The organism is Niabella beijingensis (assembly GCF_020034665.1).
Classification (GTDB): Bacteria; Bacteroidota; Bacteroidia; order Chitinophagales; family Chitinophagaceae; genus Niabella; species Niabella beijingensis.
In genome coordinates, this window is the sequence record NZ_JAIQDI010000002.1 from 1,263,867 (window position 1) to 1,276,836 (window position 12,970).

At 47.8% G+C, this 12,970-nt stretch carries 6 protein-coding genes; all 6 read left to right on the plus strand.

Features of this window, described 5'->3' with window-relative positions:
• Positions 1-111: 111 nt before the first annotated feature.
• The 6 genes from K7B07_RS21335 (at position 112) to K7B07_RS21360 (ending at position 12,961) form a co-directional block, all read left to right on the plus strand.
• Entirely contained in the window at positions 112-1,152 is a 1,041-nt protein-coding gene (locus K7B07_RS21335) for a DUF4097 family beta strand repeat-containing protein (protein ID WP_223712570.1), read from the plus strand.
• Positions 1,153-1,312: 160 nt separating this feature from the next.
• Complete coding sequence (locus K7B07_RS21340; protein WP_223712571.1) at positions 1,313-2,833, plus strand: serine hydrolase; 1,521 nt, start codon at positions 1,313-1,315, stop codon at positions 2,831-2,833.
• Positions 2,834-3,071: 238 nt separating this feature from the next.
• Positions 3,072-5,516, plus strand: coding sequence for an ABC transporter permease (locus K7B07_RS21345; RefSeq protein WP_223712572.1), 2,445 nt, complete (start codon positions 3,072-3,074; stop codon positions 5,514-5,516).
• A gap of 57 nt (positions 5,517-5,573) precedes the next feature.
• Complete coding sequence (locus K7B07_RS21350; RefSeq protein WP_223712573.1) at positions 5,574-7,946, plus strand: ABC transporter permease; 2,373 nt, start codon at positions 5,574-5,576, stop codon at positions 7,944-7,946.
• Between the two features lie 127 nt (positions 7,947-8,073).
• Positions 8,074-10,458 carry an ABC transporter permease gene (locus tag K7B07_RS21355; protein ID WP_223712574.1) on the plus strand — a complete coding sequence of 795 codons (2,385 nt, stop codon included), beginning with the start codon at positions 8,074-8,076 and terminating at the stop codon, positions 10,456-10,458.
• Between the two features lie 115 nt (positions 10,459-10,573).
• A complete protein-coding gene (locus K7B07_RS21360; protein WP_223712575.1) occupies positions 10,574-12,961 on the plus strand; it encodes an ABC transporter permease in 2,388 nt (795 codons plus the stop codon).
• Positions 12,962-12,970: the final 9 nt, after the last annotated feature.

The following is a 12,970-nucleotide window of genomic DNA, read 5'->3' on the forward strand; positions in this document are numbered from 1 at the left end:
AATGATTGTAACATTTTGTAGAATCCTGCGATTAATCAGTAGGGTCAATTATCAATAACCGGGACGATACCATGTTCTGAAGGAACGGAATGTCTGAAAACTAAAATTATCATGAAAAGGAATTTATTATTGTTATTGTTTATGCTGGGCGTGTTTTGTGTGCATGCGCAGTGGGGACAGAATGAAACACCATTTCTTACTCAATCCTTTAGCCCGGCTGCGGTAAAGGTAATTAAGGCAGAGACCTCCGGCGGGTTTATCAAAGTGGAAGGAGGGAGGTCCTCCGGACTGGTAGAGGTGTATGTGACGCCTTCCAATGGCGGTATGCGCAAAAAGATGTCTGAACAGCAGATCAAAGAGATATTGAACAGGTATTATGATCTTGAAGTACGTACTTCCGGCAATACGTTGCTGGTAAGAGCAACAAGAAAAGATCATTCCTGGAGCGAGAAGACGGCGCTGTCTGTTTCTTTTAAGATCCATTCCGGTAAGAATGTAGACACGGAGCTCAAAACCAGTGGAGGCAGTATCACCTTATCGGAGCTTAAAGGCGATCAGCTTTTCAAAACAAGCGGTGGAAGTCTGACGATACACGCTGTTGATGGAAAAATAACCGGGAAGACTTCCGGGGGAAGTATCGACGTGACGGATGCTACGGATGAGATTGATCTGGTTACGAGCGGAGGCTCCATCAAAGCCGATAACCTTAAAGGCCGGATCCGGCTGAAGACCTCCGGCGGATCGCTTTCCCTGTCCGATCTTTCCGGCACTATCGAAGCACGCACCAGCGGAGGCTCGATCACCGCCTCGGATATCAGGGGCGATCTGCTGACAAGCACTTCTGGCGGAAGCGTAACGCTGAGCGGGATTGACGGGAATCTTGAAGCCAGCACTTCAGGCGGAAGGATCAGGGCACAGCTGGTAGGGACAAAGGATTTCGTAAAACTGAGAACCTCTGCCGGCGGCGTTAATGTGAATATGCCGCGGACCAGTGATGCCCAGTTAAACCTCAGGGGCAACAAGGTAAATATCAGCCGGCTTGGTAACTTCAACGGTTCTATTGAAAAAGATCATGTAAGGGGAACCATCGGATCCGGAAAATTACTTGTTGAAGTGGCTGCTTCCAGTGGTAATGTTGATGTAAATATGTAAGTTGACCAATGCTGATGTCTCTATATATTAAAAACTGTACCGGAGCGTACAGTTTTTTGTTTTTAGCAACGCTTCCTCTCCGGTTACGGAACCGTGTTCGCGTAATTTGTGTAACTTCAATAGCCGTCTGTATTCCGGCACAGGACCCAATAACATCTGTATGAAGCAACTCTTTTTTTTACTTGGAATGATTGGTACATTATGCGGACAGGCGCAACGCTCGGAGTCTTTTGTCCGTGACAGTCTGGACAGGTATGTGGCGGATGCTATGCAGGCCTGGCAGATCCCGGGCGTGGCAGTGGCCGTTGTCAGGAATGGGAAGACGGTTTTAATGCGCATCTATGGCATCCGGGAATTGGGCAGCCCCGGGAAAATAGGTTCAAATACGCTTTTCATGATCGGCTCCAACACAAAAGCATTTACCGCTACTGCACTTGCGTTGCTGCAGGCCGAAGATAAACTCAAGCTCGGCGATCCGGTGATAAAATATCTTCCGGAGTTTAAATTATACGATCCATGGGTGACACAGCATGCTACCATCCGGGATCTTCTTTCCCACCGGTTGGGCTTTAATACCTTCCAGGGAGATTTTATGTTCTTTGATTCTGATCTTTCTTCCGGACAGGTGCGGGAAAAGCTGGCAAAGCTAAAACCCGCTTACGATTTCAGGACCACCTGGGGATATTGTAATGCCGCCTTTCTTACAGCGGGTGAAATCATTCCCCGGGTGACCGGAAAAAGCTGGGCGCAATATCTCCGGGAGCGGATCTTCGATCCGTTGGGCATGAACCATACCGTCGCCCTTTCTTCAGATTTTCCAAAGCAAAAGAACATTGCGGCTGCTCATACCGTATACCTGGGCAAACTGATGAAAGTTCCTTACGGGCAGATCGACAACCTGGCACCGGCGGGAAGCATCGGCTCTTCCATCGCGGATATGACCCACTGGGTAGAGTTGCAGCTTGCAGAAGGGGCATATCAGGGCAAACAGGTGATCCCGGGCGGTGCGATCTTCGAGACCCGCATGCCGCATTCCATCATCGGGTTGGGTGGACATGCTTTTAACCGTTCCCAGTTCGGTCTCTATGGCCTGGGATGGTTCACCGGGTCTTATGAGGCCCGCCGGGTAGTTTCGCATACCGGTGGTGTGAATGGTTTTTTAACAAGTGTATACCTGTTGCCGGAGGAACAGCTGGGTATTATCGTTCTTACGAATACGGAGTCGAATAATTTTTATAACGACCTTACCAATGAGCTGGCCGATGCATATCTTGATCTGCCATTCCGGAACTACAGCCGGCGATCCATCACCCGGCTGCAGCAACGCCGCAACAAGGAGATTAAGGAAGCAGAGGAAAGACAACAACAGATCGCTTCAAAGCCCCGGCTTCCGGTGTCACTGGACGCCTTTACCGGACAGTATGAACACTCCGTTTACGGGAAGATGAACATCACAAGGGAAAAGGATACACTTGTAATGCATTTTGAGCATCACCCCCGTCTCACCGGACGACTTTACCCGAAGCAAAAAGATGCCTTCTGGTGCTTTTACAGCATTCCGATGTACGGGATCGAGGAAATACCTTTTACTATAGAAGGCGGCAACGTAAAGACAATAACGGTGCGGGTTGCGGGTTTTATTGAGGATGCGCCTTATGTGTTCAGCAAGACCAGGGACTGAGAGCCCTTCTTCCTGTTCCGGAGTTCATCCCGGTATTACCGCAGCGATCTGCTTTGCAGGCAGCAACAGCATTACAAAACTGTACCAAAAGCGTACAGTTTTTTGTTTTAAAAACGTACATTTTGAAATTGGTTCCTTTTTTTAATTTGCTGATTATTAGAGTTTTGAATTTGCGGCATCATCGTTGGATAAAACTGATAGTCGTGCAACTCCAGAAATAGTTTAAAATAACAGGCTGATGTTCATAAATGACTTCAAAATTGCCTGGCGGCAATTAAAAAAGCAGAAGATGTATGCTGCTATTAAGATCGGCGGTTTTGCGCTGAGCATTACCGCGTGTTTGCTGATCGCCCTGTTTATCAGGGATGAGCTGAGTTACGACCGCAGCTACCCGGATACGGATCGCATTTATCGTTTGGTTGCGCAATTCAAAGACAATGGAAAAGTGGGAAAGGGATGGTCGTTTCCACCACCCATGGCAAAAGTGATAAAGAGTGATTTTCCCGAAGTGGAAAATACGGCCCGCATAATGCCCAGTGCACTTTTTGACGGCGCCGGCAGTAACCAGATACGGCCTACAGATATACTGCAGAATACTTATGAAGGCAGGTTCGCCTATGCAGATCAGGGTTTGCTGGATATATTAAAGCTCCCGATGGTGTATGGAAACAGGGCCACCGCCCTGGCGGAACCGAATACGATGGTGATCACAAAATCGATGGCGGATAAATATTTCCCTGATCAGAATCCTGTAGGAAAAACAATGATCCTGAACGAGAACAAAGACCGGATCTACAGGGTCGGAGGGGTGATACAGGATTTCCCGGTCACCTCACATTTCCCGTTCCGTTTTCTGCTTACACTTACCGGGCATGAGCTTTGGCCGGGAGAACAAACGCAGTGGGCTTCCAGTAATTATGGGGTTTACACCCTGCTGAAGAAAGGTACCAATGCTGCGGCACTTCAAAATAAACTTAAACTGATACTGAACAGGTATTACCTGCCCGTTTTAAGAAGTGCCGGTGTAAAGGATCCCGAGGGTATAATAAAAGATGTTCATATTTTATTGCAGCCGGTTGCTGATGTACATTTGAGATCGGTTGATATCGACGACTGGCAATCGAAAGGTGATATCCGTTTTGTATGGCTGTTTGGCGCCGTTGCCTGTTTTATACTGGTTATTGCCTGTATTAATTTTATTAATCTTTCAACCGCACGGTCGGCTAACAGGGCGAAAGAAGTAGGACTGCGTAAAGTGGTAGGGTCCCGCCGCCGCGGACTGATGCAGCAGTTTCTTACAGAATCCATCCTTTATAGTTTTGCATCGTTTGTTTTGGGCATCCTGCTGACAGTATTATTGTTGCCTTATTTTAACCAGGTAGCAGCAAAGTCGCTGGTCATTCCCTGGAAGGCATGGTGGCTGCTGCCATCGCTGGTTTTGGGTGCTGTGGCAGTGGGTTTTGCAGCAGGGCTTTATCCGGCATTTTATTTATCGGCTTTCAAACCGGTGAAGGTGTTGAAGGGCGAACTGGCCGGTGGAAGCAAAAGCTCTTTTTTAAGAAATGGGCTGGTGGTGTTCCAGTTTGCAACATCCGTGGCATTGATTGTGTGCACAGTAGTGGTTTACCGGCAAACGCATTACCTTCTGAACAGGAATGCGGGCTTCGACAAAGACCAGGTATTGCTGTTACAGGGAACGGGAACGCTGGATCCTAAAACCACCTTACCGGGATTGAAAAATGAACTGCTGAATGTGGCGCAGGTAAAACATGTTTCGATAAGCGATTACTTACCCGTTGCCGGTACCAAAAGAGACGGGAACCCATTTTTTAAGGAGGGCAGAACAAAGGAAGATGCAGCTGTTGGCGGTCAAAAATGGTATGTGGATGTTGATTATATAAAAACAATGGGGATGAAGATGGCCTCCGGCCGCGATTTTTCAAAAGAGATGGCTTCCGATACGGCCTCGGCAGTCATCAATGAAGCAATGGTGAAGGCGCTGGGGCTGAAAAGCCCGGCTGTAGGACAACGCATTACGAACGGATGGGAAACATTTACGGTGATCGGAGTGGTAAAGGATTTTAATTTTGAAACGATGCGCCAGCATGTTGAACCATTATGCCTGGCCATGGGCCGGTTTAATGCTTCATCCATAGTGGCTGTTAAAATAAACCCTGCAGATCTGAAGAATACGATCGCTTCCCTTACTGCTGTCTGGAAAAAATTTGCACCCAACCAGCCCATACGCTATACCTTCCTGGATGAGAATTTTGCCAGTATGTATGCGGATGTACAGCGGATGGGAAATATCTTCAGCAGTTTTGCCATTCTTGCCATCCTGATCGCCTGTCTGGGTCTTTTCGCATTATCCGCTTTTATGGCGGAGCAGCGTACAAAAGAGATCGGTGTCCGGAAAGTATTGGGTGCCGGTGTGGGGCAACTCGCAGTACTGCTTTCAAAGGATTTTGTAAAACTTGTATTGATCGCATTGGCAATAGCAACACCTTTTGCATGGTGGGTTATGAACCAGTGGCTGCAGGATTTTGCTTACCGTATCAGCATCGATTGGTGGATGTTCCTTATTGCCGGTTTATTGGTGTTAACGGTGGCTCTTATCACCATTAGTTTTCAATCGGTCAGGGCAGCACTGGCCAATCCGGTGAAGGCCTTGCGTTCTGAATAGAATGGCGATAGTGAAAGAAAACAGGCTGATAACTGAATTCTCAAATCTGAAAAATAAATGATCAAAAACTACATAAAGACCGCCTGGAGAAATATCACAAGGACACTTGGATACAGTATCCTTAATATACTCGGTCTGGCTACAGGAATGGCTGTTGCCTTGCTGATCGGTCTTTGGGTATATGAACAATACAGCTATAATAAATTCCTTCCGGACTATGACCGGTTATACCGGGTGCAGCGGAATTTCGACAGTAACGGGGATACGCTCACCTTCCTCACCACTTCATTAAAACTGGCGGATGCACTCCGGAACCAGGTTCCCGAAATAGAATATGTAGCGGAGAGCGACTGGATGGGGCCGCATGGGTTAATGGTGGGGGATAAAAAGCTGTATCTTGAAGGGGGACAGACCGGCTCCGATTTCCTGAAGATGTTTCAGTTTCCACTGCTGCAGGGTGCCGCCAACACGGTGTTTAAAGACGCGTATTCTATTGTACTTACTGCATCTACTGCAAAAGCGCTCTTTGGTAACGAAGATCCCATGAACAAACTGGTGCGGTTTGATAATGAACACGACCTCCGGGTTACAGGAATATTAAAAGACCTTCCTGCGAACACTACCCTCCGTTTTAATTACCTTGTGCCATTCGCATATATGGAGCAGACCCAACCGGGCCTGCAACAACAAAGGACGGGAAGCTTCGGCAACAACGGTTACCAGATCTTTGTAAAATTACGACCGGGTATTTCATATGAGACGGTATATCCCAAAATAAGGGAGATAGAACACACAGAGAAGAATAACAGAAATGCGATGAACTCTTATGTTACCCTGCAGCCGCTGCGTAACTGGCATCTGTATTCCAACTATGTAAACGGTCAGGATACACCGGGCTTTCTGTTGTATGTACAGATGTTCAGTATTATCGGCATGCTGGTGCTGCTCATCGCCTGTATCAATTTTATAAATCTCACGACAGCACGATCGGAAAAAAGAGCACGGGAAGTCGGTGTCAGAAAGGCCATCGGTTCCCGCCGGAAAGATCTGATATTTCAATTCCTGACGGAATCTTTTCTGTTAACAGCACTGGCATTTATACTGGCACTGGTGCTGGTACAGGTAATGCAACGTCCGTTCAACGCGCTTACAGGAGGCGCTATTTTTATTCCCTTTTTTAACGGGTATTTCTGGATGATCATGCTGGGGTGCGTGGTGGTGACCGCTGTGATTGCGGGTAGCAGACCGGCATTTTATCTTTCCGGTTTTCAGCCCGTAAAGGTATTGAAGGGAGGAGCGAGATCCGGCAGAGGCGGTTCACTTTCCCGGAAGGTACTGGTAGTGCTGCAATTCAGCTGCTCCATCGCATTAGTAATTAGTACCCTTGTTATTTACAAACAGGTACAGCACGCAAAGGACCGGCCCAACGGATACCAGCTCAGCCGGCTGATGCTGACGAACAGCAATGCCGATCTTGAAAAAAATTTTACTGCCCTTAAAAACGAATTGCTGCAAAACGGAATTGTGGAGGGGATTACCAGCGCCAGCAGTCCCGCCACAAATATATACTGGCATAGGGATATCGATTACTGGCCGGGAAAGCACGCAGGTGAGACGGTGGAAATGGGAACGATCATTACAGGGGAGAATTACTTTTCAACGCTCGGAATGAAGATCGGCGAGGGGCGTGATTTTGCAAATTCAACTGATACGGCCAGTGTTATCTTTAATGAAGCTGCTGTCAGACGGCTGGGGCTGAAAGATCCTGTGGGCCAATCCATAAAAGTGGATGATAAGGATTACCGCATCATTGGAGTGGTAAAGGATGCACTGATGTTATCACCTTTTGCCCCGCCGGATCCCACGATGTTTGCCATAAGTCCGGAGCCCCGGGAGATCCTGTTGTACAGACTTGCCCCCGGTATTGGTACGCAGGAAGCTATTATGCAGCTAAACAGAATATTTAATAAATATAGTCCCGCATTCCCCTATCAATATCAGTTTGAAGACGACAACTACGCCGGTAAGTTCCGGCTGGAGCTGCTGATTGGTAAACTGTCAGGCATATTTGCCGCATTGGCCATCTTTATATCCTGTCTCGGGCTGTTTGGTCTTGCTGCCTATATTGCAGAGCAGCGTACAAAAGAGATCGGTATCCGGAAAGTGCTGGGTGCATCAATAATACAGATATGGGTCTTGTTGTCAGGAGATTTCCTGTTGCTGGTACTGGTCAGTTGCGTGCTGGCGTCGCCGGTAGCCTATTATTTTCTGAACGACTGGTTGCAGCAATACAATTACCGGATCAATATCGGGTTGTGGGTATTTGTGGCAGCGGCAGTGCTGGCGCTCGTTATTACTATTGTAACGATCAGCTTCCAGGCACTAAAGGCCGCAGTAGCGAACCCGGTACGAGCCTTACGCTCGGAGTAGTATGATGAATGCTGAAAAGTGAAATGGTGACAGCGGATAAAATGAACAGATGAGGAAGATGACAGCACACCCAATTCTCAGTTCCCGAATCTCAATTCTCAATTCTCGAATCTGAAATCTGAAAACAATGATCAGAAATTATATAAAGACAGCCTGGAGGAATCTAAAAAAAGGAAGATTATTCGCGACCCTCAATATCGTGGGGCTGGCGATCGGGATGGCTGTGGTGATATTGATCGGTATCTGGATATGGAATGAGCTTTCGTTCAATAAAGGCATTCCCAATCATAAGCGGATTGCAAGGATAATGCAGAATAAAACCAATCGAAGCGTTGTAGAAACCAATAATGTGACACCTTATCCGTTAGCAGAGGTCCTTCGCAGGGAATATGGCGATAAATTTGAAGAGGTAGTGGTCGCACAAACGCACAGTGGCGGCACTTTTACCATAGGTGATAAGAAGATAGCAATGCAGGGGGGCTTTTTTGAAGAAGGGATCGGCTCTCTTCTTGGACTGGAGATGAAGGAGGGCCGCCGGGATGAATTGAAAACCATCCATTCGTTGCTGCTTTCTGAATCAGCAGCACGTTCCTTGTTTGGTAACACGAAGGTGGTAGGAAGAACTGTAACATTTGCAGACAGCTTACGGCTAACGGTAACCGGCGTGTACAAAGACCTGCCGCTGAATTCGGATCTGGGAGACATTCAGTTCATTGCTCCCTGGAAATTGTTTTTTAATAATACGGAATGGGTAAGAACGGCTGCGGATCCCTGGCGTCCCAATGCTTTTGAGACCTATGTGCGGTTAAAAGAAAATGAAACCGTTGCACAGGTGTCCGCACTGATCAAAGACGTGCGGCTGCGGCATGTAAACGAACGGCTGGCAAAACAAAACCCGCAGTTATTCCTGCATCCGATGGACCGCTGGTACCTGTATGAGCGTTTTAATAACGGGATCAATGATGGCGGTCGTATACAATATGTATGGCTGTTCGGGATCATCGGCTTTTTCGTTTTGCTGCTGGCCTGCATCAATTTTATGAACCTCAGCACAGCCCGCAGCGTAAAACGGGCGAGGGAGGTAGGTGTCAGAAAAACAGTGGGATCCTTCCGGTGGCAGTTGGTGCAGCAATTTTTTTGCGAATCTTTTCTTTATGTGTTCCTGGCCTTTGGTCTTAGCCTGATCCTGGTGAGTGTGGCGATCCCTTATTTTAACATTATTGCCGGCAGAACAATGCCGGTGATCTGGGGGCAGCCCTGGTTCTGGGTTTGCGGTCTTGTATTTTGTCTGATCACCGGTCTGCTGGCGGGTATTTATCCCGCACTTTATCTCTCATCTTTCAATCCTGTAAAAGTACTTAAGGGAACATTCCGCGCCGGTGGTGCAGCGGGTGCGCAACGCAGGGTACTTGTTGTTGTTCAGTTTACGGTTTCAATAGTGCTGATTATCGGCACCCTGATGGTGTTCCGGCAGATCCGGTTTGCAAAAGACCGTCCGCTGGGATATGATCAGCAAGGATTGGTAGCAATTGATATTACTTCCCCGGAACTAGTAAATCACTTTTCATCCGTCCGGCAATCCTTGCTGAATACGAATCTTTTTTCTTCAATAGCTACTGTCAGCAGTCTGCCTACCGGCATCAATAACAGTACCACAGGAATCGACTGGCCCGGTAAGGAGGCCGGTGTCACCGGGGAGTTTGGCGTTCAGAATATGAGCCGGGAATACGGAAAGACGGTAGGATGGGAGTTTGCCGCGGGCAGGGATTTTTCTGCTGATCGTCCTTCTGATTCAGCCTCGGTGATCTTAAATGAAGCAGCAGTGCGTTTTATGGGATTGAAAACACCTGTGGGAACGGTTATTACCTGGGAGGGAGACCCTCTAACAGTTATTGGTGTGGTAAGGGATCTGATTATGGAATCGCCGTATACAGACGCAAGGCCAACGATTTTTAGTATTGATCAGAACAATATGGATTTCCTGGTCGCCCGTATCCGCCCCGACCAGAGCGCTGCAGCGGCGGTGAAACAGCTGGAGTCCGTTAGCAAACAATATGCACCGGACAAAGCGTTCCATTACCAGTTTATCGACGAAGCGTATAACAGAAAATTCGGAGATGAGGAGCGCTTTGGAAAACTCGGGGGGGGCTTTGCATTGCTGGCCGTTTTTATCAGTTGCCTGGGATTGTTCGGTATGGCGTCCTTTATGGCGGAGCAGCGCATCAAGGAAATCGGTGTACGCAAAGTATTGGGGGCTTCCGTGTTCAGCTTATGGAAATTATTGTCAAGGGATTTTGCCGTCCTTATCGCTGTATCCATCCTTATTGCAATCCCATTGGGCTGGTATAGTGTGCACAGCTGGCTGCAGCATTACAGCTACCGTGCTCCCGTGCCCTGGTGGATCTTCGTGGCTGCAGCGGCCGGAGCGGCCTTTATCACCCTGCTGACGATCAGTGTGCAATCCTTCAAAGCTGCGCTGGCCAACCCGGTAAAGGCGCTGCGATCGGAATAGTGAATGGGAAACAGTGAAAAGTGAATCAGGCGGATAGCTGAAAGCTCAGGTCTCAGATCTCACCCCGATAGCTATCGGGGCTCAAATCCCGGAATCAACTCTCAAGCAAAAATAAATGATCAAAAACTATATTAAAACAGCATGGAGAGGCCTTGTACGCAACAAGGCATTTTCGCTGATCAATATTATTGGATTGGCTGTTGGGATGACCGCCTGTTTTATCATTTATATATATGTAAGCTTTGAATTGAGCTATGATAATTTTCATTCAAAGGCAGACCGGATTTACCGCATAGTGGCGGATGTTAAAACACCATCAGAGACGATTACAACACAGGGCCTTACTTCAGCACCCGTTGCCATCAATCTGAAACGCGATTTCCCGGAGATTGAGGAAGCCGTCCGGCTGGCTCGTGATGAATACCTGGTGCGGAAAGGGGATGTGTTTTTTCAGGAAAAAAGAACCGTACTTGCAGATTCCGCTTTATTCGGTGTATTTGATTTTCCGCTTGTTTCCGGAGACCGGAAAACGGCCTTGAAGGAACCGATGAGTATTGTTATTTCGCAAACAACAGCAAAAAAATATTTCGGTAATGCAGATCCGCTGGGGCAACACCTGCTGCTGACCGGGGCTGCGATCCCTTCGACTATAACCGGTGTGATGAAAGACCTGCCGGAAAATTCGCAGATAAAAGCAGACCTGTTCGTCTCCATGTCATCATTTAAACAGATCTATGGTGCCCCAACCGCTGACAGTGAGTGGACCAATCACGGGTTTTATACGTATTTACAATTGACACCCGGGACGGACCCGGAAAAACTGGCGTTAAAATTCCCTGGGTTCATGGAGTTTCATCATGGCAAGCAGGCGAAGGAATTGCAAATGCAGGACTATCTGAGCCTGGAACCGCTGCATGATGTCTATCTCAGGTCAAAAAGAGATGGGTTTGTATCAGGGAATATCAATAATGTATATATATTTTCAGTTATCGCTGTTTTTATCCTGCTGATCGCCTGTGTTAATTTTATAAACCTTACAACGGCGCGCAGCGCCGAGCGCGCAAAGGAAGTGGGCATCAGAAAAGTAGCAGGTGCCGGAAGAGCCCAACTGGCCCGGCAATTTATGGGAGAGTCGGTAATGATCTCTCTAATGTCCTTCCTGTTTTCGCTGCTTTTGTCGACGCTGCTGCTGCCGGTATTTAATCAGCTTGCTGGGAAGACGATCGGCGCAACTGCTTTCTTTAACCCCTGGCGGATTTTTCAGCTGTTCCTTCTTTCTGTAGGCGTTGGCGTGGCCGCGGGTATGTATCCTTCTTTTGTTCTATCTTCCTTTAAACCTGTGAATGTATTAAAGGGGCAGCAGGCAACCGGTACACAACGCCTGTTACTTAGAAAAGGGCTGGTTGTGTTCCAGTTTGTGATCTCCATCGTACTGATCGTCGGCACTATTGTGGTCTATACACAATTGAAATACATGCGCAACCAGCAGCTCGGCTTTAACAGGGAGCAGACTATTTTTATCAATACGAATTTTGATAAGAATAAAGATGCCTTTAAACAATCGCTGGCGACGGTCAGGGGTGTTGTCTCCAGTTGCTATTCAGCATTTATACCGGGAGGAGGGAATACCTCGGCCTATTCCGAGCTGGAAAACAAGAGCGGGGAAATGCAGAAGACCAATATGGATCTTAATTTTATTGACTTCGACTATGTCCGGCAATACCAGCTACGGCTCGTTGCCGGGCGGGGACTTTCAGCGGATTTGGGAACGGACAGCACTCAGGCGATGCTTATTAATGAGACCGCTGCCCGTTCGCTGGGATATACGGTTCCGAAAGAAGCGGTTGGTAAAAACTTCAGCCAATGGGGAAGTAAAGGAACGATTGTCGGTGTGCTGAAAGATTTTCACTACCAGTCGCTGCAACAGCAGATAAAACCTTTAACCATGCGCTATGATAAGGGCGCTTTTACGATCATTTCCATTAAGCTTTCCCCCGAAAATATCAAGGAAACCATCAGGGGAATAGAGCACCGGTGGCGGCAGGCCATTCCCAACCGGCCGTTTGAGTATGCATTTCTGGATAAATTCTTTGATGAACAATATCATGCGGAAGACCGCTTTGGTGATCTGTTCTTCAATTTTGCGCTCCTCGCTGTTTTTATTTCCTGTCTGGGATTGCTGGGACTTTCCCTGTACAGCACCCTTCAGCGCACAAAAGAAATAGGCGTCCGGAAAGTTTTAGGAGCGGGTGTTTCAAATATTGTGATGTTGTTATCTGCAGGTTTTTTAAAATTGGTATTGATCGCATTTCTGATCGCGTTGCCGGTCGCCTGGCTGGGGATGAATAAATGGCTGGGGGCGTTTGCCTATCGCGTTAATATTGCCTGGTGGATGTTTGCTTCAGCCGGCCTGGCGGCAGTGCTGGTGGCCTTCCTTACCATCAGCTTCCAGGCAATAAAAGCTGCGCTGGCCAATCCGGTAAAGGCGCTGCGATCGGAATAGTGAATGGGA